The organism is Xylanimonas protaetiae, assembly GCF_004135385.1.
Taxonomy (GTDB): domain Bacteria; phylum Actinomycetota; class Actinomycetes; order Actinomycetales; family Cellulomonadaceae; genus Xylanimonas; species Xylanimonas protaetiae.
Window position 1 is genome coordinate 2406614 of the sequence record NZ_CP035493.1, and the last position, 22161, is coordinate 2428774.

Below are 22161 nucleotides of genomic sequence, written 5' to 3' on the forward strand. Positions count from 1 at the left end.
GGCCCGCCGCACGGAACCGAGTCCGGCGTGACGCAACTCATCGAGGGAATCGATCGGAACCATTTGCAGTTTCGATAGGACGTGCCGCACGCTGGCAGCACCCCGAACCACCCCCGCACCCTGGAGGAGCCCCACCATGCGCCGTCCCCGCGCCCTCGTCACCGCCGTCGCCGCCTCGCTCGTCCTGGCGCTCGGCGCGTGCTCCTCGGGCGCCGACGCCGACTCGAGCGCGTCGGGCGACGGCCTCGGCCTGGTCAAGGCGGGCACGCTGACCGTCGCGACCGAGGGCACCTACCGCCCGTTCAGCTTCCACGACGGCGGTGCCGGCGACCTGACCGGCTACGACGTCGAGGTGGCCCAGGCCGTCGGCGAGAAGCTCGGCCTCAAGGTCGAGTTCAAGGAGACGCAGTGGGACGCGATCTTCGCGGGCCTCGACGCGGGCCGCTTCGACACCATCGCCAACCAGGTCTCCATCACCGCCGAGCGCCAGGCCAAGTACCTGTTCAGCCAGCCGTACACGATCTCCCACGGCGTGGTCGTGGTGCGTGACGGCGACACGTCGGTGACGTCCTTCGCGGACCTCAAGGACAAGACCACCGCCCAGTCGCTGACCAGCAACTGGTACAAGCTGGCGACGGACTCCGGCGCCAAGGTGGAGCCCGTCGAGGGCTGGGCCCAGGCCGTCGCCCTGCTCCAGCAGAAGCGCGTCGACGCCACGATCAACGACGAGCTGACCTACCTCGACTACGTCAAGGAGAACGGCCAGTCCGGCCTGGCGGTCGCGGTGCAGACCGACGACACCTCGAAGTCCGCGTTCGTCTTCACCCAGAAGAAGACCGCGCTCCAGGAGAAGGTCGACGGCGCCCTCGCCGACCTTGCCGCGGACGGCACGCTCACCGAGCTGTCCCAGAAGTACTTCGGCGACGACGTCTCGAAGTGACCTCGCTGCGCCGGTCGGGCCCGTTCGGCGGGCCCGACCAGCGCTGACGTGGTTTGGTGACCCTCGTGGACTGGGACCTGTTCACGAGCTCGTTCTGGCCGATCCTCCGCGGTGGTCTGGTGGGCACGATCCCGCTGGCCCTCGCGTCGTTCGCCATCGGGCTCGTCATCGCCCTCGGCGTCGCGCTGCTGCGCCTGTCGACGCACCCCGTGCTCTCGTGGCTGGGGCGCGCGTACGTGTCCGTCATCCGCGGCACGCCGCTGCTCGTGCAGCTCTTCGTGATCTTCTACGGCCTGCCGTCCGTCGGCGTCGTCATCGACCCCTGGCCGAGCGCCATCGTCGCGTTCTCGCTCAACGTCGGGGGCTACGCCGCCGAGGTGATCCGCGCCGCGATCCTCTCGATCCCGCAGGGCCAGTGGGAGGCCGCGTACACGATCGGCATGCGGCGCACGACGACGCTGCGCCGCGTCGTGCTGCCGCAGGCGGCGCGCGTGTCGGTGCCACCGCTGTCCAACACCTTCATCTCGCTGGTCAAGGACACGTCGCTCGCCTCGCTGATCCTGGTGTCCGACGCGTTCCGGCAGGCGCAGGTGATCGCCGCCGCGACGAGCCAGTTCATGCTCCTGTACCTCGAGGTCGCGCTCGTGTACTGGCTCATCTGCACGGTCCTGTCGTTCGGCCAGGACCGCCTCGAGAAGAGGCTGGAGCGCTATGTCTGACGCCCCCCTGCTCCGCGCCCGCGGGATCCGCAAGGCCTTCGGCGACCACCAGGTGCTGCGCGGCGTCGACCTCGACGTCCGCCGCGGCCAGGTGATCGCGCTCATCGGCCCCTCCGGCTCCGGCAAGACGACGATGCTGCGCTCGCTCAACGGCCTGGCGACGCCCGAGGCCGGCACGCTGGAGCTCGACGGCGGGCCGTCGATCGACTTCGCGGCCACGGTGCCCAAGGAGCAGCGGCTCGCGCTGCGCGACCGCTCCGCGATGGTGTTCCAGCACCACAACCTGTTCCCGCACCTGACCGTGCTCCAGAACGTCACCGAGGGGCCCGTGCAGGTGCGCCGCGTGCCGCGGGCGCAGGCCGAGGCGCGCGGCCTGGAGCTGCTCGGCCGGGTCGGGCTGGCGGACAAGCGCGACGCGTACCCGCGCGAGCTGTCGGGTGGGCAGCAGCAGCGCGTCGGCATCGTGCGCGCGCTCGCGCTCGGGCCCGACCTGCTGCTGTTCGACGAGCCGACGTCGGCCCTCGACCCCGAGCTCGTGGGCGAGGTGCTGGGCGTCATGAAGGAGCTCGCCGAGGAGGGCTGGACGATGGTCGTGGTGACCCACGAGCTGTCCTTCGCCCGCGCCGTGGCGGACGAGGTGCTGTTCCTCGACGGCGGCGTCGTCGCCGAGCGCGGGGCGCCGCGGGACCTGTTCACCAACCCGCGCGAGGAACGGACGCGGCAGTTCCTGCACCGGATCCTCCACCCGCTGGACTGACGGCGCGGCGGGCGGCGCCGGGCCGGCCCCGCTGCTCGTCGGAACGTGGCTTCGGGATCGGACCGTGCATCGCAGCGCACGTTCCGATCCCGCACGCACGTCCCGATCACGGCGGCCGGGGTGCCGTGTGCCAGGATCGCGGGGTGAAGGTGCTTCGTCCCCGGGTGGTCGCCGAGCTTCGTGACGGGTTCGTCGCGACCGAGGCGCCGGCGCTCCAGGTGTCGATCCGGGCTGCGCTGCAGCCAGGGGAGCGCGGCTCGGAGCCCGTCTCCGCGGACCTGCGGTTCGCGCCGGGCGCGGACGGGCGGGTCGTGGTGCTGTGGCGCAACCGGCACGTCGGGTTCGTCCCGCCGTCGCACCGCGAGGTCCTCGCCGCGCAGGTGGCCGCGGCAGGGAAGGCGACCGTGCAGGCCGAGGGGTGCGTCTACCGCGACGGCGGCGTGCGGCGCGTGTGGGTCGGCCCGCTCCCAGCCGCAGGGTTCCCCCGGGTCGAGCCGGGGTACGACGAGCTCCCCGCGCCCGAGACCACGCTGTTCGGGTTCTCCCTGAAGCGGCCCCCCGGCGCGGGCTGAGCGGCGCGGCCTGAGCCGGGTCCGTCCGCGCCCGGCCGCAGGTTCGCGGCGGGCGACGACCGTCCCCACGGCCCGAACGGTCCGGCTATGGTCGGATCATGGGTCTGACCATCGGCTATGCCGCCATGCTCGAGCAGTTCCACCCCACCGAGATCGTCGAGCTGTCCGTGCTCGCCGAGCAGCACGGGTTCTCCGGCGTCATGGCCGCCGACCACTACCAGCCGTGGGTGCCGCAGCAGGGGCAGGCGGCGTTCGTGTGGAACGTGCTCACGGCCCTGGGGGAGCGCACGCGCGGCGACCTCGGCCCCGGCGTCACCGCCCCGACGTTCCGGTGGCACCCCGCGATGGTGGCCCAGGCCTCCGCGACGCTCGCCGCCATGTACCCGGGCCGCCACTGGCTGGGTCTCGGCTCGGGCGAGGCGCTCAACGAGCACGTCATCGGCGGCTACTGGCCCGAGGCGGCCGAGCGCAGCAACCGCATGTTCGAGGCCATCGAGATCATCAAGAAGCTGTTCCGGTCCGGCATCGAGGGCAAGGACGTCAAGCACTCCGGGCAGTTCTACACGCTCGAGTCGACCCGGCTGTGGACCATGCCCGAGGTGCCGCCGGAGATCCTCGTGGCCACCGCCGGCCCCATCAACGCCAAGCGCACGGGCAAGTACGCCGACGGCATCATCACCGTGGGCGCGCCCCTGGAGAAGATCTCCATGCTGTTCGGCAAGTTCGAGGAAGGCGTGCGCGAGTCCGGCCGCGACCCCGAGGGCATGCCCAAGGTGCTCCAGGTGCACATGAGCTGGGCCGAGACCGACGAGGAGGCCCTCACCAACGCGATGACCGAGTGGCCCAACGGCGGCATGAGGTTCCCCAAGGCCGACATCCGCTCGCCGCACGACTTCGCCCAGATGGCCAAGCTGGTGCGCCCCGAGGACTTCGAGGGCCGCATGGTCATCAGCGCCGACCCCGACAAGCACCGCGCGGCCATCCAGAAGTACGTGGACCTCGGCTTCGACCGCGTCTACCTGCACAACGTGGGACGCAACCAGAAGGAGTGGATCGAGGTCTTCGGCCGCGACGTGCTCCCGAAGCTCCACCGGTGAGCCGGCGGTTCGAGGTCTGGGCACCCGACGGGCTCGGCGAGGTCCGCCCCGGCGACGACCTCGCCGTCGTCGTCGGCGACCTGCTGGACGGTGACATGAGCTGCGGCGACCTGAACGACGGCGACCTGCACGACGGCGACGTCCTGGCCGAGGGCGACGTCGTCGTCGTGACGTCCAAGATCGTGTCCAAGGCCGAGGGGCGCGTGCTCGCCGCCGCCGACCGTGAGCAGGCCATCACCGACGAGACCGTGCGCGTCGTCGCCACGCGGGAGCGCCCCGACGGGCCGCCGCTGCGCATCGTCGAGAACCGGCTCGGGCTCGTCATGGCGGCCGCCGGCGTCGACGCGTCGAACACGCCCGACGGCACCGTGCTGCTGCTGCCCGTCGACCCCGACGCCTCCGCGGCCCGGCTGCGGGACGCGCTGCGGGCACGGTTCGGCATCGACAGGCTCGGCGTCGTCGTCACCGACACCGCCGGGCGGGCGTGGCGCGACGCGCTCGTCGACATCGCGATCGGCGCCGCGGGCGTCGCCGTCGTCGACGACCTGCGCGGCGGCGTCGACGCGCACGGGCGGCCGCTGCACGTGACCGTCACGGCTGTCGTCGACGAGATCGCCGCGGCGTCCGAGCTCGTGCGCGGCAAGGCGGCGGGGCGGCCCGTCGCCGTGGTGCGCGGCCTCGGCGAGCACGTCCCGTCCGGCTGGACGCCCGACGGCGGCGGCGCCCGCACCCTGGTGCGCGCGAGCGAGAGCGACCTGTTCCGCGAGGGCACCACGGAGGCGTACACGCGCGGCTACGCCGACGCCGCCGGGGGCCGGCCGCCTGCGCCCTGACCCGCGGCCGCGGCGCCTGCGCGTCAGCCCGGCAGTTCGTCGTCAGACCGTTCCCCCGGGCGCACGGCCTGACGACGAACTGCCGGGCTGATGGCCTCTCGGGACGCGTCGGGGCAGGTCAGGGAAGCCTTCGCTTGCTGGACGTGGCGTCAGAACCGTGGTTTCTGTGGGGTATGACCGTCCTGCGGAACGTCGAACACCCGCCCAGCCTGGCCCAACGCCTCAACTGGCTCCGCGCCGGCGTGCTCGGCGCCAACGACGGGATCGTGTCCGTGGCGGCCGTCGTCGTCGGCGTCGCCGCGGCGTCGGCGGGCCACGCGGCGCTGCTCACCGCAGGCCTCGCGGCCCTCGTCGGCGGTGCCATCTCCATGGCGCTGGGGGAGTACGTCTCGGTGTCCTCGCAGCGCGACTCCGAGCGGGCGTACATCGCGCGCGGCGAGCTCGAGCTCGCCCCCGAGGACGTCGTCTCGCCCTGGCACGCGGCCTTCGCGTCCGCCGCCGCGTTCACCGCGGGCGGCATCCTGCCGCTGCTCTCCGTGCTGCTCGTGCCGCAGCCGTGGAAGGTCTTCGTGACCTTCGTCGTCGTGCTCGGCGCGCTCGCGGCCGCCGGGTGGACGGCCGCGCGGATCGGTGAGTCGCCCTGGCTGCGGTCCACCACCCGCGTCGTGGTCGGCGGGGCGCTGGCGCTCGCGGTGACGTTCGGGCTGGGCTCCCTGCTGGGCGTCACCGGCGTCGTCTGACGGTCCTCTGACGGTCCTCCAGCGCGTCAGTCCGGGGCGTCGAGCTCGGCCGTCACGGCCGCGGTGATCTCGATGTCGCGCGGGCGGAGCTCGAAGCCGCCGCCCCCGGCGTCGGCGGTCATCGCCTTGGCGAGCAGGCGCGGCGCGGGTGCCTCGCCCGGCCCGCCGAGGCCGGGGTGCAGACCCTCCTCGTACAGGCCGAGGACCCGTGGCTCGCCCAGCCCGAGCGCCTCGGCGTAGTCGGTGCCACGCGCGACGGCGTCGCGCGACGCCTCCGTGCGCAGCTCGCGCAGCAGGGCGGCGCGCGTCTCGGCCGTGAGGTCCCACTCGACGCGCTGCACGTCCACGTGCTCGACGTCGCCGAGGGCGGCGACCAGCTCGGCGATGCCGTCCGCGGCGGCGAACGTCACCTGCACGTCACCGCCCGCCCGGAACCGTGTCACCGGCTCGGACTGGCCGGGTGCGCCGCGTCCGGCGGGCACGGGGGCCCAGTCCTGGAACGCCCACGCGTGCACGCCCGGCGCGGTCCACGCCGTCGCCGTCCCGGCGTCCACCGCGTCCTTCGCGAGGGCGACGACGGTGCCGTGCGCCCGCTGCGCGGATGCCAGCGCGTCGGCGCGGGCGTCCGCCGTGACCGTCACGGCCAGGTGGACGGTGCCCCGCTCGGGGGCGACGGTGCGGGACGCGGAGCCTCGGACGGCGATGTGGGCCATGCGGCCATCCTCGGCGCCCGGCGCCCGTCCGGCCCGTCGAGCGGGCCGGACGAGGGCGGGGGCTCAGCAGACGGAGCCGCGGCGGCTGCTCGAGACGGTGCTGCACAGCGCGCCGACCTGCGACTGCAGGGTCGCGACCTGCGACCGGAGGGCGTCGAGGTCGCTGCGCAGGGCCGCGGCGTCGCCGCTCGGCGGGCTCACCGGGCGGTTCGCGAGCCCCTGCGTCGTGGCCTCGACCGCGCCGAGGCGCTGGGCCAGGTCCTCCAGCTGCGACAGCTGCTGGGTGGCCTGCTCGACCGCGGCGACCCGCGAGGCGAGGTCGTCGGTGGTGCCGTCGGCCGACGCGGCCTCGCCGGCCAGCCCGTCGACCTGGCCGGTGACGTCGTGGAGCTGCGACTGCACCTGCGTGACCTCGCGCGCGAGGCTCGCGTTCTGCCGCCACAGCGCCGTCGCCGCACCGCCCGCCGCGAGCGCCAGCAGCAGCGCGACGACGGCCGCGGCCGCCCAGACGCGCGTCGAGACGCGGGAGCCGTCGGCGTCGCCGCCCCCGTCGTCGAGGGCGAACGTGTCGAAGGCGAGGGGCGCGAGCGCGGCTGGGGGAACGGGGGCGGGCAGAGGAACGGGGGCGGGGAGCGCGACCGGATCGGGCGCCTGGGTCGGGGTCGACGCTGCAGGCGCCGCGGCGGAGGCGGCCGCCGCGGGCGTCGATGCCGGGCCGGACGCCACGGCCGCGGCAAGCAGCGCAGCCGGCCCGGGCACCGTCGCCGGCGTGGGCCTCGCGAGCGCGGGCATCGCGCCTGCGGCGGGCGACACCGGTGCAGGCAAGATCGTCGTCTCGTCCGAGGGTCGGGAGCGCGGCGGTGCGGGCTGCGGGGGAGTCGCGGGGGCCTCGGCGAAGTGCCGGCCGCTGCCGCGACGGGTCTGCGGTGCCGCCGCGCCGGGTGCGGTCGATCCTGCCCCCGCCGGCGGAGCCGGGACAGGCGCGGCCACCGGGACAGACGCCGCCGTCGGGACAGACGCCGACGAGACGAGCGGCGTCACCGGGACGGCCGTCGCCCGAACAGGCGTCGCCGGGACTGCCGGCGGCGTGGGGACCACGGGCACCGGGGCGGTCGGGTTCATGCGGCTCCTGTCGGGACGGTCCGGCTCTCCGAGCCGGGCACCGCACATGGTCGCCGTGCCGGGTGGGCGCTGACAAGTCGCGCGTCCACCGGGCGGACGGTCCCGGGTCGGCGCGCGCACCCGGCACGCCGCCGGCGCACCGGTGAGGTGACGGGCACCGACACCGCGGGCACCGACGCGGCGCACGCGGAGGCGACGCGCACGACGGCGGCGGACACTGAGGCGATGAACCTCGTCCAGGTCGCGCTCCGCGCGGAGGACCTCGACCGTGCCACCGACTTCTGGACGCACCTGCTCGGCGCCGGCCCCACGGGACGGTTCGACCCGCCCGGGCTGGTCTTCTTCGACCTCGACGGCGTCCGGCTCCTGCTGGAGCGCGGCGCGCCCGCGTCCCTGCTCTACGTCCACCTCCCCGGCCTGCGCGCACGCCTGCCGGAGCTTGCCGCGGACGGCGTCGTCGTCGAGTCGGAGCCGCACGTGATCTTCCACCACGACGACGCCGCCCTCGGGCCGGCAGGCAAGGACGAGTGGCAGGCGTTCGTGCGCGACAGCGAGGGCAACCTCGTGGGCCTCGTCGACTTCGCCTGAGCGGGCCGGCGGCCGCGCGCCGGCGTCGGCCCGCGGCAGGCGTCAGGCCGACGCCGTGACCTCCGCCGCCCCCTCGGGCGAGGCCTGCACGCGGAACGACCGCCCGCCGACGCGCAGCCCGTCGACGCGCAGCGCACCGATCGCCGACGGCGTCGGGGGCGTGGCCGCGAGCCCGCCGTCGGGCTGCGGGTCGAGGCCGAGCGCTGCCGTGAGGATCGCGACGGCCGACGCCGCCGACCACGCCTGCGGGTGGCACGCGGCCGGGTACGGCAGCGGTCCTGGCCCGTCGCCGACGGCGTTGCCGCCGTACAGCTCGGGCAGCTGGTACGCGAAGTGCGGGGCCGCCTCGAGCAGCCCGCGGGCGAGCACCCCGGCCTCGGCACCCAGCCCGGCCTTCGCGAGCCCGACGACGGCGATGGCCGTGTCGTGCGTCCAGACCGTCCCGCGGTGGTACCCGAGCGGCCAGTACCCCTGCGACGTCGTCGACAGGGTGCGCAGCCCGTACCCGGACGACATGTCGTCTGAGACGAGCCGGCGGGCGACCGCGCGCTCCTCGTCGGGGTCGAGGATGCCCGTGCCGAGCAGGTGTCCCATGTTGGAGGCCACGGAGTCGACCGCGGCGCCGTGCCTGTCGAGGGCGATCGCGACGTACGGGCCGTCGTCGTCGTGCAGCCAGAACTTCTGGCGGAAGCGCGCCTTGAGGGCGGCGGCCCAGTCGCGCCACTCCTGAGACCCGGGGCGCCCGAGGGCGTCGAGCAGGTCCGCGCCGCCCAGAGCCGCCTCGTGGGCGTAGGCCTGCACCTCGGACAAGGCGATCGGGCCCTCGGCGAGCCTGCCGTCCTTCCACTGGATGGAGTCGCCCGAGTCCTTCCAGCCCTGGTTCGACAGGCCGTGCCCGGTGGCGTCGGCGTAGTCGAGGAACCCGTCGCCGTCGGCGTCGCCGTGGTCGCGCATCCACGTCAGCGCCTTGTCGAGCGCGGGCAGCAGGGCCTCGACGTCGTCGCGCGCCATGCCCCACCGCCAGGCGTCGTGGAGCAGGCACACCCACAGGCTGGTCGCGTCGACGGTGCCGTAGTAGAGCGGCGGCAGCGACATGCCGCCCTCGCCCTTGAGCTCCTGGGAGCGCACCTCGTGCAGGATCTTGCCCGGCTGCTCGGCCGTCGCCGGGTCGTCCTTGGTGCCCTGCCGGGCGGCGAGCGTGCGCAGCGTGCCGCGGGCCAGGTCGGTGCCCAGGGGTAGCAGCAGCCGGGCGGCCCAGATCGAGTCGCGGCCGAACAGCGTGAAGAACCACGGGGCGCCCGCGGCGAGGAACGTCTCGTCGGGGGCGAAGTCGGCGCTCATGCGCAGCCCGCCGAGGTCCGCGAGCGAGCGCGTGACCAGCGCGGCGAGGCGCCGGTCGTCCGCCTCGACGGCGGGGACCGCCCACTCCGGGTCGGGGGCGGCGGGGGCGTGCACGACGGCCGCGACCTGCGACCGGACCGACCAGCCCACCGTGACGGGGCTGCCCGGGGCCGCCTGGAGGTCCCACGCGAGCGTCGCACCGGCGTCGTCGATGGTGACCTGGGCTCCCGGCGCGGTGACGACGACGTCGGCGCCGTCGTCGGACCAGCGGACGCCGTCGCCGGTGGCCTGGGGGGCCACGGGCGTGGTCGGGAGCCCCTGCTTGACGGTCTCGGTGCGGGTCAGGTCGGAGGCCACGTGGACCGTGAGGCGGCCGCTCACGGGCGCCTCGGTGCCGCAGGACACCTCGAGCTCCTCGCTCACCTGCCCCGGCGCGACCGTGCGGCGTCGGCGCAGCAGCGTCGTCGGGTCGGCGCCGGGGCCGTCGATCGACCGCAGCACCGCGGACGCCTCGAACGTGCCGGGGCCCGTGCCGCCCGCGGCGACCGCCTCGGGCAGGGCGCCGTCCACGCGCACCACGGCCTCGCTGAGGACGCGGACGTCGGCGTGGTAGACGCCGTGCAGGCCGCGCGGGTGCACCTGCCCGTCCGGTGAGCACCACACCTGGCTCGGCGCACGGAGCGTCACCTGCAGGTCGTGCAGCAAGGGCTGGAGCGGGACGGTCTCGGCGGTCATCAGGGCTCCCTCGACGTTGCGGAATGGCAGCGGTGTCCGGCATCTGTTGAGCGAACTGCTCCCTGTGACTAGCGTCACAGGTAGATCCATCAGACGACGAAACCTCCCGGACGGCATCCGCTCTCACCGAAGGAGTCCCACGATGGCTGGACGTACCACCCGGTCCCTGCGGACCTGGAAGGGCCGCGCGGTCGCGGCCTCGATCGCCGGGACGGCAGCCCTCGCGCTCGCCGCGTGCGGTGGCGGCGGCGGGTTCGACGACGGGGGTGGAGGCGGCGCGACGGAAGGGTCGGACAACGGCCCGCTGACCGTCCTCATCGGCTCCTCGGGCGACGCCGAGACGCAGACCATGACGAGCCTGCTCCAGGCCTTCACGGACGAGACCGGCATCCAGGCGAACCTGCGCAACGCCACGAACCTGCCGCAGGAGCTCGCCCAGGGGTTCGCCGCCGGCTCGCCGCCCGACCTCTTCTACGTGAGCCCCGAGCAGTTCCCGGGCTGGGCGTCCAACGGCTCGCTGTACGCGTACGGCGACCAGCTCGACGCGACGTTCCACGACACGCTCAAGCAGACGTTCACGTTCGACGGCAAGTTCTTCTGCGCCCCGAAGGACTTCTCCACGCTCGCGCTCGTCGTCAACACGACCGCGTGGACGGCGGCCGGGCTCACCGACGCCGACTACCCGAAGACGTGGGACGACCTGAAGGCGGTGGCACAGAAGCTCACCACCGGCACGCAGGTGGGCCTCTCGTTCGGACCTGAGTGGGCGCGCATCGGCGCGTTCATGGCCCAGGCCGGCGGGCACATGCTCGACGCGGACGGCCACGCCGACGTCGACACCCCGGAGAACCTGGCTGCCCTGACCTACGTCAAGGACCTGCTCACGTCCGGCGTCGCGGCGAAGCCGTCGCAGGTCGACTCGGGCTGGGGCGGCGAGGCGTTCGGCAGCCAGCGCGCCGCCATGACGATCGAGGGCAACTGGATCGTCGGCGCGATGCGGGCCGACTTCCCGACCGTCCAGTACAAGGTCGTGCCGCTCCCGGAGGGCCCTGGCGGCAAGGGCACGCTCCAGTTCACGAACTGCTACGGCATCGCAGCCGACTCGGACCACAAGGAGGCGGCGGTCCGGCTCGCCAACTTCCTGACCAGCGACGAGCAGCAGATGGAGGCCGCACGCGGCTTCGGCGTCATGCCGGCGGTCGACACCGTGGCCGACCAGTGGGCGGAGGAGAACCCCGACCAGAAGGCGTTCGTCGACGGCGCCGAGTACGCGCAGGGCGTGGCGCCGATCGAGGGGTGGACCGACGTCATCACCGACTTCAACGCCCAGCTCGAAGGCCTGACGACGGCTGATCCCCAGGCCATCCTCACGTCCGTCCAGAGCTCGCTCGCGGCGATCGCCCCGTGACGGCGACGGCGTCGGGCCCGGCGGCGACCGGCCGTCGTCGGGCCCGGAGGTCGGCTGGCCGCAGAGGCGGGCACGCCGCAGCCGGCTGGGTCTTCGTGACGCCCACGCTCGTGATCCTCGGGCTCTTCATGCTGATCCCGATCATCATGGCGTTGTGGGTGAGCGTCTCGGACTGGACCGGGCGCGGCAGCCCGTTCGCCGGCGGCGTCCACTTCGTCGGGGCCGACAACTACGCGAACATCCTCACGGGCGGGGGACTGCCGCAGCGGGACTTCGCGACGTCGCTGCGCAACAACGCCTACTACGTGCTGCTCGTCGTGCCGATCCAGACGGTGGTCTCGCTGCTGCTGGCCGTCATGGTCAACCAGAAGATCCTCCGGGCCCGGAGCGCGTTCCGGACGGCGTTCTACTTCCCGTCGGTGACCAGCTCGGTGGCCATCACCGTCGTGTTCCTGTTCCTGTTCACGGCGTCGGGCGCCGTGAACAGGTTCCTGAGCGCCCTCAGCATCAGCGGGCCCAACTGGTTCGCCGACCCGCGTGGGGTGATCCACATCATCCTGGGCGCGTTCGGCGTCGACGGGCCGCCCGCGGCGCTGCAGAACGCCCCGTTCCTGGGCCTGTCGTGGTGGCAGTGGCTCGCGGGGCCGTCCGTGGCCATGTGCGTGTTCATCATCATGGCGATCTTCACGACGTCGGGGACGTTCATGCTGCTGTTCATCGCGGCCCTGCAGAACATCGAGGGCGAGGTGGAGGAGGCCGCGATGATGGACGGCGCGAGCGCCTGGCAGCGGCTGCGCCTCGTCACCGTCCCGATGCTGCGCCCGACGATCTTCACGGTCGTCACCCTGGGCCTGGTCGGGACCTGGCAGGTCTTCGACCAGATCTTCACGGCCACGCAGGGCGGGCCTGGCAAGACGACGCTGACCCCGGCGTTCCTGTCCTACCAGGCGTCGTTCCTGAACCAGCGGTGGGGCAACGGCGCCGCGATCGCGTTCATCCTCTTCGTCATCATCGTGGTGATGACCCTCTTCCAGCGGATCGTGCTGCGGGAGCGGGACACGGTGCCGCGCCGCAAGAGGTTCGTCCTGTCCGGTGCGGTGACGACGCCGACCGCGGCCGTTGCCGCGGCGTCCTCGACACGCCCGCCGCCGTCCGCGTCGCCCGAACCGCCCGAGGAGCAGCCATGACGCGCAGGTGGACGACGCGAGCCGTCCTGCTCCACGTGGTGCTCGTCGCGCTCGCGCTCGTGTACATCTACCCGTTCCTGCTGTCGGTCGCGACGTCGTTCAAGACGGACGCCGAAGCGGTCGCCAACCCGCTCTCGCTGTGGCCCGAGACGTTCACGACCGCCGCGTACGAACGGCTCTTCGTCAACTCGGACTTCCCGCTCTGGTTCCGCAACTCGGTCGTCGTCACCGTCGCGGTGACGCTGGGCCGCGTGCTGTTCAGCTCGCTCGCCGGCTACGCGCTGGCGCGCATCCCGTTCAAGGGCCGCGGGCTCGTATTCGGCCTGATCATCGGCATCATGGCCGTGCCGGGTGTCGTGCTGCTCATCCCGCGGTTCCTGGTGCTCAACACGTTCGGCATCTACGACACGTGGGCGGGCATCATCTTCCCGCTCATGGTCGACGCCGCCGGGGTGTTCATCATGAAGAACTTCTTCGAGTCGATCCCGCCCGCAGTCGAGGAGGCCGCCCGGATCGACGGCGCGGGCACGTTCCGGATGTTCTGGTCGATCGTGCTGCCCATGGCCGCGCCGGCCGTCATCACCATCACCATCCTGTCGTTCCAGGGCTCCTGGAACGAGCTGACGCACTTCATCGTTGCCTCGCAGCGCGCCGACCTCGTGACCCTCACCAAGGGCGTCGCGCAGCTCTCCTCGGGCGCGCTGAGCCAGGGGTCGCAGTTCCCGCTGACCCTGGGCGCCGCGATGATCATGACGATCCCCGTGGCGATCCTGTTCTTCATCTTCCAGAAGAAGATCATGAACGTCAGCACGGGCGCGGTGAAGGGCTGACCGCTCTCAGCGGGCGGCCTTGGCGGCCGCCTTCGCGGCCTTCTTGAACTCGCGCACCTTGGCGAGCGCGTCCGCGCTCGTGACGTCGGCGATCGAGCGGAACGAGCCCTCGTCGCCGTAGTGGCCCGCGGCCTCGCGCCAGCCCTCGGGCCGCACGTCGCGCTGCTTGCCCAGCAGCGCGAGGAAGATGCGCGCCTTCTGCTCCCCGAACCCGGGCAGCGCGTGGAGCCGCGCCACCACCTCGGCCCCCGACGGCGCCCCGCCGCCCGCACCCGGGTCGGTCCAGAGGCGCGTGACGTCGCCGTCGTAGTCGTCGACGACGACGCGGGCGACCGCCTGCACCCGCTCGGCCATCGAGCGGCCGTACCGGTGGATCGCCGGGGGCGTCGTGGCCAGCGCCACGAACGCGTCGGGATCGGCCGCGGCGATCGCGTGCGGGTCGAGCGTGCCGAGCCGGTCGCGGATCTTCCGCGGGCCAGCGAAGGCGTGCTCCATCGGGTACTGCTGGTCCAGGAGCATGCCGATCAGCAGTGCGAACGGGTCGTCCGTGAGGAGCTGGTCGGTCTCGGGGTCACCGGTGAGCCAGAGCGCGGTCATGCGGCCATTCTGGCGCGACGCGCCGGGGAGGGGCGCCTGAGCGGTCAGATCGGCGTGACGCCGTCCTGCGTCGGGGACCGTAGAGGCTCGGTCTCGTGCCGGTCCCTTGCGGCCCGGGACCGTCCGGCCCGCAAGGACCCTGGAGGACACCCCATGCGCACCACCGTGAAGAAGCTCGCCGCCGTCGCCGGCCTGGCCGCCGTGCTGGCGCTGTCCGCGTGCTCGGGCACCGACGACGCCGCGACCGCTGCCGCCGGCTCCGCCGTCGTCGACCCGACCGTGGGCGTCGCCATCGACGGTGCGGGCAAGGCCGTGGAGCCGACGCACGACGCCGTCGTCGTCGAGGTGTTCTCCGACTTCCTGTGCCCGTGGTGCCAGCGGTTCGAGACGGACCACGGCGACGAGATCCTCGAGCTCGCCGGCGACGACCGCTTCGACGTGCGCTGGCGTCCGGTCGCGTGGCTCGACCGCAACGCGGGCGGGTCCGAGTACTCCACCCGCACGGCCATGCTGCTGCTGCACGTCGCCGAGCACAGCCCGCAGCACTTCTGGGACACGCTCGTCGCGATCATGGACGTCCGCGAGGGCGGCCCGCAGCTCACGCACGGACAGCTCGCAGACGTCGTCGCCGCCGTGGGCGTCGAGGGCGACCTGGTCGCCGTCCAGAGCGACGCCGACCTGCGCGCCCAGGTGCTCGCCTTCTCCAACGAGGCGTCCTCGCTCGACGTCCGGCACGTCCCGTGGATCAACGTCGACGGCGTGCAGTGGGAGTGGGGCACCGAGGACGCCGGCAGCCTGCGCGACGCGGCGCACTCCGCGCTGAGCTGACGCCGACCCGCCCCGGGCCGCGCACTGCTCGGTCCGCTCGTGGCAGCATCCGGGAATGCCGACGCACTGGGACTTCTTCGCCGACCCGAACGTGTTCCTCGACGTCGCGGGAGAGCACCTCGCCCGCGACCCCCTCGACACGAGCGTCGTCGCGACCCAGGCGGACCGGGTACGTGAGCTTCTCGACGCGGGCGACGCGGTCCCCGACGCCCCGCACTGGTTCGCCGTCGCGCGCGACGGCGACGCCGTCGTGGGCGTAGCCATGCGGACCACCCCGGTTGCGCCGCACCCGCTCTACGTGGCCGCGCTGCCGGACGGTGCCGCCGCCGCCCTCGTCGACGCTCTTGCCGCGCGTGGCGAGCGGGTGGGTGGGGTGAACGGCACGCTCCCGGCCGCCCGCGCAGTCGCCGACCGTGCCGCACGGCTCGCCGGGGGTCGCGTCGTCGTGCCGATGGAGACGCGCCTGCACGAGGTGCGGGCCGTCGTGCTCCCGGCGACGGTGCCGGCGGGATCGGCACGCCTGGCGACGCCCGAGGACGCGCCCCTGCTCACACGATGGTGGCTCGCGTTCCACGCGGACGCAGAGCTCCAGGCGGGCCGCGTGCCGGCCGCAGGGACCGCCGAAGAGGCCGCTGCTGCCGGGGAGCGCGCCGCGGCGTCGGTGGTCTCCCGGATCGCGCGGGGCAGCGCCTGGGTGTGGGACGTGGACGGCGAGGCCGTCCACCTCACGTCGTATGCCGGTCCCGCGTACGGCGTCGCGCGGATCGGACCCGTCTACACGCCGCCGCAGCACCGCTCGCTGGGATACGCGGGCGCGCTCGTCGCGCACGTCTCGCAGCTGCTGCTCGACGCCGGGCACCGCGTGTGCCTCTTCACCGACCGCGCGAACCCCGCCTCCACCAAGGTGTACGAGCGGATCGGCTACGAGCGCGTGGCCGACACGGCGGAGCACCTCGTGGTGTGAGCGGCCGCCGAGGGTCTCCGGTGAGCCCGCCCCACACTTCGAGTCGTCGCACCGGCTGCGGATGAGGTGAGCCCGACCCGACGTGGTTCCGCGTGACCGGAGGTGTCGCCCGGAGGCCGGTGGCACAGTGGCCGGTATGGTCATCAACCCCCGCATCGAGCGCGGCGCGCGGCGGTTCAACCCGCGCATGCTGGCGTTCGCGCGCAAGGTGCCGCCGTTCCTGGTGCTCGAGCACGTCGGCCGGAAGAGCGGCAAGGCGTTCCAGGCGCCCCTGACGGGCTTCGCCGCGCGCGACCCGGACTCGCTCGGCGTGCTCGTCGTGATCCCGCTGCCCTGGGGCGCCGACACGGACTGGTGCAGGAACGTGCGGCACGCCGGCCGGTTCGCGATCACCCGCCGCGGCGTCCGGTACGCCGTCACGGACCTGCGCGTGGTGAGCCGTGCCGAGGCGGTCGGCCTGGGCGTGCGTGCCGCCACCCTGCTGGGGCCGCTCCGCCAGGAGTGGCAGTTCCTGGTGGGGACGCTGCACGCGTCAGGCTCGCCGGAGCTGTGAGCCCCGGACCCTGAGGGTCACCGGCGTCGGCGGCGGCGAGCCCGATCTAGGCTGCTCGCCATGAGCTCCAGCGCCCCCGAGACCACCCCTGCCGCCCGCCGCGTCCTCGTGACCGGCGCCTCCTCCGGGATCGGGGCTGCCACCGCGGCCAGGCTCGCCGCCGACGGCTGGTCCGTCGTCGCCGCGGCACGCCGCGCCGAGCGCCTGGAGGCGCTCGCGGCCGGCAGCGACCGGATCGAGGCGTACCCGCTCGACATCACGTCCGACGACGACGTCGCCGCGCTCGTCGCGCACCTCGAGGCGACCGGCGGGCTCGACGCCGTCGTGAACAACGCGGGCGGCGCGCTCGGCCTCGACCGCGTCGAGGCCGCCGATCTCGCCCAGTGGCAGCGCATGTACGACGTCAACGTGCTGGGCACGCTGCGCGTCACGCAGGCCGTCCTCCCGCTGCTGCGGGCATCCGCCGCGACGACGGGCGGCTCCGACGTCGTCGTCGTCACCTCGACCGCCGCCTACGCGACGTACGAGGGGGGCTCCGGCTACACGGCTGCGAAGCACGCCGAGCGGATGCTCGCGACGACGCTGCGCTGGGAGCTCGCCGGCGAGCCGTTGCGCGTGGTGCAGATCGCCCCGGGCGCCGTGGCCACGGAGGAGTTCTCCCTGGTGCGGTTCGACGGCGACGCCGAGCGCGCCGCCGCGGTCTACGAGGGCTACCAGCCGCTCGTCGCGGACGACATCGCCGACGCCGTCGCGTGGACGCTCAGCCGCCCGGCGTACGTGAGCATCGACGAGCTCGTCATCCGCCCCCGCGCCCAGGCCAACAACTGGAAGACCGTCAAGACCGGTGTCTGACCCACCCCTTGCGGCATATATCGGTGAGCGATATATCTGACGTATGGGAACGGGGACGCCGTTCCGGCTGACCGAGCAGGCCTACCTGGTGCTGCTCGCGCTCACGCCGGAACCGCTGCACGGGTACGCGGTCATCACCGCCGTCAAGGAGCTGTCGGCCGGGCGCACCACGCTTGCCGCGGCCACGCTCTACGGCAACCTCGACCGGCTCACCGCCGCGGGCCTCGTCGCGCCGGCGGGGGAGTCCGTCGTCGACGGGCGCCTGCGGCGGTACTACCGCATCACCGACGCCGGACGAGGCGCCGCCGAGGCGGAGACCGAGCGGCTCGCCGCGCTCGCCGCCCGTGCGCAGGCGGCGCTACGGCGCCGTGCCGCCCACGGCACCCAGGGCGGGCTCGCGGGCGGGTTCGCCTTCGGCCTGGCCACCCCTGCCGGGGGACTGGCATGAGCCGGCGCCCGCGTGGACCCGAGCCCTGGGACGCGATGCCGCAGGTCGCCCCGCGGCACTCGTTCGAACGGTCGGCCCGCTTCTGGCTCAACGCCTACCCGCGCCGCTGGCGAGAGCTGCACGGGGACGAGGCGACCGGCGTGCTGGAGGAGGTCGCGCTCGGCGGAGCCGAAGGGCTGCCTCGTCGGCTCCCGCGCGCCGAGATCGTCGGCCTGCTGAAGGCGGGCTGGGCGCTCCGCTGGCGGGAACATCCCCCGTTCTGGCGGTGGCTGGCCTACCGCGTCCTGGCCCGGCGCCTGCCGGCGGCGTACTGGTGGTGGGCGGCGGACGACATCCGCAGCCCGTGGTACCCCGTCGTCGAAGGCGTGGGACGGTTCGCGGCGATCGTCGTGGGATGGCTCGGGTGGTTTCTGGTCCCGTCGCTGCGAGGATATGGGATCTATGCGCTCGACCCCTGGTGGTGCGTGGTCTACGCGGCGCTGTTCGCGTCGATGGCCTTCCTCGCGCGCAACTCCTGGCGTCGTCGCGCGTGGCTGAAGCACGTCGTCGACGGCAACGTGCCGGCGTCCGTCCGGCCGTCGGGCGGAGAGCCGGGGCTGGCATGAGGCGACGACGCCGCGGCCGCGCGCGCTGTGCCTGCGTCGTTCCGCGCGGCGCATGCCGGCGGCGTCGACCGGGTGGCGCTGGGACGCAGCCGGCGACGGCCGGTACGATGGCCCTTGGCGTCGATCCGGCTATCACCGGGGAGTCTCCGGAAGAACGGCCCTCGCGGGCTCAGTAGAACCGGACGGGTGGGCCCGTCACAGCCTCGAACGAGCGGTCGCTCCGGCGTCGTCGCACCCTGGTGGGTGCGCCCGGCGGCGGGACGGCAAGCGGGGTGGTACCGCGGTGTGCGGGTTGCCTGACCGGCAACGGCACGTCGTCCTCGCAGACGTCCCGCTGACAGACCCGTTCGAGGAGCCCCGTCCCATGGCCTACCCGCTGCACCGCACGCCGTCGTCCGACGCCGCACAGCCCGGCGCCGCACAGGACACATCGCGCGCCTCCGGCGCGACGGGCATCCCCGCCTCGCCCGACCTGCCCGCGCTCGAGCGCGAGGTCCTCGCATACTGGGCGCAGGACGACACGTTCAAGGCGTCGGTCGAGAAGAACGAGGCGGGCGAGAACGGCTCCAACGAGTTCGTGTTCTACGACGGCCCGCCCTTCGCCAACGGGCTGCCGCACTACGGCCACCTGCTGACCGGCTACGCCAAGGACGTCGTGCCGCGCTACCAGACGATGCGCGGCAAGCGCGTCGAGCGCCGCTTCGGCTGGGACACGCACGGCCTGCCCGCGGAGCTCGAGGCCATGAGCCAGCTCGGCATCAAGACCAAGGACGAGATCGTCGAGCTCGGCATCGAGAAGTTCAACGCCGCGTGCCGCCAGTCGGTGCTCAAGTACACGGGCGAGTGGCGCGACTACGTGACCCGCCAGGCCCGCTGGGTCGACTTCGACCACGACTACAAGACGATGGACCTCACCTACATGGAGTCCGTCATCTGGGGCTTCAAGCAGCTGTGGGACAAGGGCCTGGTCTACGAGGGCTTCCGCATCCTGCCGTACTGCTGGAACGACCAGACGCCGCTGTCGAACCACGAGCTGCGCATGGACGACGACGTCTACCAGGTGCGGCAGGACCCGGCCGTGACGGTCGGCTTCTCGGTCGCGTCGGCGCCCGCCGGGAGCGTGGTCCAGGAGGGCGACAAGCTGCTCATCTGGACCACGACGCCGTGGACGCTCCCGTCCAACCTGCTCGTCATGGTCGGCCCGGACGTCGAGTACGTCGTCGTCGAGTCCGCCTACACCGGGACGACGCAGCGGTACGTGCTCGCCGCCGAGCGCCTCGCGGCGTACGCGCGTGAGCTGACCGACGAGGGGAACGAGACGCCCACCGTCGTCGGCCGCCTGACCGGGGCCGAGCTGGCCGGTACCGCCTACCAGCCGCCGTTCACGTACTTCGAGGGGCACGAGAACGCGCACCGCGTCGTCGTCGCCGACTTCGTGACGACGACGGACGGCACCGGCCTGGTGCACGGCGCTCCCGCCTTCGGCGAGGACGACAAGGTGGTCGGCGACCGCGAGGGCGTCGCCGCCGTGCTGCCCGTGGGCGCCGACGGGCGCTTCCAGTACCCGGTGGTCGAGTACGCCGGACTGCAGGTGTTCGACGCGAACCTGCTGATCATCGAGCACCTCAAGGCCGCCACCCGCGGCGAGGGCGAGACCGGCGCGGTCTCCGCCGGCACGGTGCTGCTGCGCCGCGAGTCGTACGCGCACTCCTACCCGCACTGCTGGCGCTGCCGCCAGCCGCTCATCTACATGGGCGTCTCGTCGTGGTTCGTGGCCGTCACCCAGGTCAAGGAGCGCATGCTCGCGCTCAACGAGGAGATCGCCTGGACGCCGGACCACATCCAGCACGGCATCTTCGGCAAGTGGCTCGAGAACGCCCGGGACTGGTCGATCACCCGCAACCGGTTCTGGGGCTCGCCCGTGCCGGTGTGGAAGTCGGACGACCCCGAGTACCCGCGCGTCGACGTCTACGGGTCGCTCGCCGAGCTCCAGGCGGACTTCGGCGTCGAGGTCACGGACCTGCACCGCCCGTACATCGACGACCTGACGCGCCCCAACCCCGACGACCCCACGGGGAAGTCGACCATGCGCCGTGTCGAGGACGTCATGGACGTGTGGGTGGACTCCGGCTCGATGCCGTACGCGCAGGTGCACTACCCGTTCGAGAACCAGGAGTGGTTCGAGAACCACTACCCGGGTGACTTCATCGTCGAGTACATCGGCCAGACCCGCGGCTGGTTCTACACGCTGCACGTGCTGGCCACGGCGATCATGGACCGCCCGGCGTTCAAGTCGGCCGTCTCGCACGGCATCGTGCTGGGCTCCGACGGCCGCAAGATGTCCAAGTCGCTGCGCAACTACCCGGACGTCAACGAGGTCTTCGACCGTGACGGCTCCGACGCCATGCGCTGGTTCCTCATGTCGTCGCCCATCCTGCGCGGCGGCAACCTCGTGGTCACCGAGGAGGGCATCCGCGACTCGGTGCGCCAGGTGCTGCTGCCGATGTGGAGCACGTACTACTTCTTCACGCTGTACGCCAACAACGCCAAGCGTCTCGGCGGGGGCGCCGGCTACCAGGCCGCGCCCGTCACGGCGGAGCGCGTCGCGGGCATGCCGTCGATCGACCGCTACGTCCTCGCCAAGACGCACGACCTGGTCGAGACGGTGACGGCGCAGCTCGACGCCTACGACATCGCGGGGGCCTGCGAGTCGGTGCGCGTCTTCCTCGACGTCCTGACCAACTGGTACGTCCGCACGCAGCGCGACCGCTTCTGGCAGGAGGACGCCGACGCGTTCGACACCCTCTCGACGGTCCTGGAGACCTTGTGCCGCGTGGCCGCCCCGCTGGCCCCGCTGCTGACGGAGGAGATCTGGCGCGGCCTGACCGGCGGACGCTCGGTGCACCTGGCCGACTTCCCGTCGGTCGCCGCCGACGAGGCCCTCGTGGCCGACGACGCCCTGGTCGCCGCGATGGACGAGGTCCGCGCCGTCGTCTCGACGGCGCTGGGCCTGCGCAAGGCCAACAAGCTGCGCGTGCGCCAGCCGCTGGCCCGCCTCACGGTCGCCGTGTCCGACCCGGCCGCGCTCGCGGACTACGCCGGCCTGCTGCGCACCGAGCTCAACGTCAAGGACGTCGAGCTGGTCCAGGCGGACGCGGGCACGGCCGAGCGGTTCGGCATCGTCGAGCGCCTCGCCGTCAACGCGCGTGCCGCCGGCCCGCGCCTGGGCCGCGGTGTGCAGGCCGTCATCAAGGGCGCCAAGGCGGGCGCGTGGGCGCGCGACGCCGCGGGCGTCGTCGTCGTCACCACCGACGACGGCGAGGTGCCGCTGCTGGAGACCGAGTACGAGCTGACGACCGTGGTCGGCGGCTCGTCGTCGGACGACGCCGCGGCGGCGCTCGCGGCGGCCGTGCTCCCGGGCGGCGGGTTCGCCGTCCTGGACCTCGCGCTCACCCCGGAGCTCGAGGCCGAGGGCTACGCCCGCGACGTCGTCCGCGACGTCCAGGACGCCCGCAAGGCCGCCGGCCTCGAGGTGGGCGACCGCATCGACCTGGTCATCGCCGTGCCCGCCGACCGGGTCGCCGCCGTCGAGGCCCACGCGGGCCTCATCGGCGCGGAGACGCTCGCCGTCTCGCTGACGGTCACGGCCGCCGAGGGCGACCGCACGATCGCGGTCACCAAGGCCGCCTGACCCGCGCACGCACGACGGCGCCCGGCCCCCCTCGCGGGGAA

Annotated in this window: 22 protein-coding genes; 18 read left to right on the forward strand and 4 right to left on the reverse strand. The window is 73.4% G+C overall.

Annotation, left to right across the window (positions count from 1 at the left end; translation table 11 throughout):
* The first annotated feature begins 136 nt into the window (after positions 1-136).
* The 7 genes from ET471_RS11090 to ET471_RS11120 all read left to right on the forward strand — a co-directional run bounded on the left by ET471_RS11090 (position 137) and on the right by ET471_RS11120 (position 5658).
* Positions 137-940 carry an amino acid ABC transporter substrate-binding protein gene (locus tag ET471_RS11090; protein WP_129188328.1) on the forward strand — a complete coding sequence of 268 codons (804 nt, stop codon included), beginning with the start codon at positions 137-139 and terminating at the stop codon, positions 938-940.
* A gap of 65 nt (positions 941-1005) precedes the next feature.
* Positions 1006-1659: an amino acid ABC transporter permease gene (locus ET471_RS11095; protein WP_129190915.1), complete on the forward strand. Its 654-nt coding sequence runs from the start codon at positions 1006-1008 to the stop codon at positions 1657-1659.
* Positions 1652-2416, forward strand: a complete 765-nt coding sequence (locus ET471_RS11100; RefSeq protein WP_129188330.1) for an amino acid ABC transporter ATP-binding protein — start codon at positions 1652-1654, stop codon at positions 2414-2416. The genes ET471_RS11095 and ET471_RS11100 overlap by 8 nt, the downstream gene beginning before the upstream one ends.
* A 143-nt stretch (positions 2417-2559) precedes the next feature.
* Complete coding sequence (locus tag ET471_RS11105; protein ID WP_129188332.1) at positions 2560-2988, forward strand: hypothetical protein; 429 nt, start codon at positions 2560-2562, stop codon at positions 2986-2988.
* Positions 2989-3086: 98 nt separating this feature from the next.
* Entirely contained in the window at positions 3087-4085 is a 999-nt protein-coding gene (locus ET471_RS11110; protein ID WP_129188334.1) for a TIGR03557 family F420-dependent LLM class oxidoreductase, read from the forward strand.
* A complete protein-coding gene (gene cofE / locus ET471_RS11115) occupies positions 4082-4918 on the forward strand; it encodes a coenzyme F420-0:L-glutamate ligase (protein WP_129188336.1) in 837 nt (278 codons plus the stop codon). The genes ET471_RS11110 and cofE overlap by 4 nt, the downstream gene beginning before the upstream one ends.
* 173 nt (positions 4919-5091) lie before the next feature.
* Positions 5092-5658 (forward strand): VIT1/CCC1 transporter family protein, encoded by a 567-nt coding sequence (locus ET471_RS11120; RefSeq protein ID WP_129188338.1) that lies wholly within the window; start codon positions 5092-5094, stop codon positions 5656-5658.
* Between the two features lie 26 nt (positions 5659-5684).
* On the opposite strand, the gene ET471_RS11125 is transcribed toward ET471_RS11120, so the two are convergent.
* Positions 5685-6371 carry an SIMPL domain-containing protein gene (locus ET471_RS11125; protein WP_129188340.1) on the reverse strand — a complete coding sequence of 229 codons (687 nt, stop codon included), beginning with the start codon at positions 6369-6371 and terminating at the stop codon, positions 5685-5687.
* A gap of 63 nt (positions 6372-6434) precedes the next feature.
* Positions 6435-7184 carry a hypothetical protein gene (locus tag ET471_RS11130; RefSeq protein WP_129188342.1) on the reverse strand — a complete coding sequence of 250 codons (750 nt, stop codon included), beginning with the start codon at positions 7182-7184 and terminating at the stop codon, positions 6435-6437.
* A gap of 534 nt (positions 7185-7718) precedes the next feature.
* Here ET471_RS11130 and ET471_RS11135 point away from each other — a divergent pair.
* Positions 7719-8081, forward strand: coding sequence for a VOC family protein (locus ET471_RS11135; RefSeq protein ID WP_129190917.1), 363 nt, complete (start codon positions 7719-7721; stop codon positions 8079-8081).
* Between the two features lie 42 nt (positions 8082-8123).
* Here the strand turns inward: ET471_RS11135 and ET471_RS11140 are convergent, their stop codons facing one another.
* A complete protein-coding gene (locus ET471_RS11140) occupies positions 8124-10157 on the reverse strand; it encodes an amylo-alpha-1,6-glucosidase (RefSeq protein WP_129188344.1) in 2034 nt (677 codons plus the stop codon).
* Between the two features lie 142 nt (positions 10158-10299).
* On the opposite strand from ET471_RS11140, the gene ET471_RS11145 reads away from it, so the two are divergent.
* The 3 genes from ET471_RS11145 to ET471_RS11155 all read left to right on the forward strand — a co-directional run bounded on the left by ET471_RS11145 (position 10300) and on the right by ET471_RS11155 (position 13582).
* Positions 10300-11565 (forward strand): sugar ABC transporter substrate-binding protein, encoded by a 1266-nt coding sequence (locus ET471_RS11145; protein WP_129188345.1) that lies wholly within the window; start codon positions 10300-10302, stop codon positions 11563-11565.
* Between the two features lie 95 nt (positions 11566-11660).
* Complete coding sequence (locus ET471_RS11150; RefSeq protein WP_242496254.1) at positions 11661-12752, forward strand: carbohydrate ABC transporter permease; 1092 nt, start codon at positions 11661-11663, stop codon at positions 12750-12752.
* Entirely contained in the window at positions 12749-13582 is an 834-nt protein-coding gene (locus ET471_RS11155; protein ID WP_129188349.1) for a carbohydrate ABC transporter permease, read from the forward strand. Before ET471_RS11150 ends, ET471_RS11155 begins: the two co-directional genes overlap by 4 nt.
* 6 nt (positions 13583-13588) lie before the next feature.
* Here the strand turns inward: ET471_RS11155 and ET471_RS11160 are convergent, their stop codons facing one another.
* Positions 13589-14179 carry an HhH-GPD-type base excision DNA repair protein gene (locus tag ET471_RS11160; RefSeq protein WP_129188351.1) on the reverse strand — a complete coding sequence of 197 codons (591 nt, stop codon included), beginning with the start codon at positions 14177-14179 and terminating at the stop codon, positions 13589-13591.
* Positions 14180-14332: 153 nt separating this feature from the next.
* Between ET471_RS11160 and ET471_RS11165 the strand changes: the two genes are divergently transcribed.
* From ET471_RS11165 to ileS, 7 genes are all read left to right on the forward strand, one after another.
* Complete coding sequence (locus tag ET471_RS11165; protein WP_129188353.1) at positions 14333-15007, forward strand: DsbA family protein; 675 nt, start codon at positions 14333-14335, stop codon at positions 15005-15007.
* A 55-nt stretch (positions 15008-15062) separates the two neighbouring features.
* Complete coding sequence (locus ET471_RS11170; protein WP_129188355.1) at positions 15063-15971, forward strand: GNAT family N-acetyltransferase; 909 nt, start codon at positions 15063-15065, stop codon at positions 15969-15971.
* A 136-nt stretch (positions 15972-16107) separates the two neighbouring features.
* Positions 16108-16524 carry a nitroreductase family deazaflavin-dependent oxidoreductase gene (locus ET471_RS11175; protein WP_129188357.1) on the forward strand — a complete coding sequence of 139 codons (417 nt, stop codon included), beginning with the start codon at positions 16108-16110 and terminating at the stop codon, positions 16522-16524.
* Positions 16525-16584: 60 nt separating this feature from the next.
* Positions 16585-17376 (forward strand): SDR family oxidoreductase, encoded by a 792-nt coding sequence (locus tag ET471_RS11180; protein WP_129188359.1) that lies wholly within the window; start codon positions 16585-16587, stop codon positions 17374-17376.
* Between the two features lie 43 nt (positions 17377-17419).
* Positions 17420-17824 (forward strand): PadR family transcriptional regulator, encoded by a 405-nt coding sequence (locus tag ET471_RS11185; RefSeq protein WP_165350479.1) that lies wholly within the window; start codon positions 17420-17422, stop codon positions 17822-17824.
* Entirely contained in the window at positions 17821-18429 is a 609-nt protein-coding gene (locus ET471_RS11190; protein ID WP_129188361.1) for a hypothetical protein, read from the forward strand. Before ET471_RS11185 ends, ET471_RS11190 begins: the two co-directional genes overlap by 4 nt.
* A gap of 364 nt (positions 18430-18793) precedes the next feature.
* Entirely contained in the window at positions 18794-22120 is a 3327-nt protein-coding gene (ileS, locus tag ET471_RS11195) for an isoleucine--tRNA ligase (RefSeq protein WP_129188363.1), read from the forward strand.
* Positions 22121-22161 lie beyond the last annotated feature (41 nt).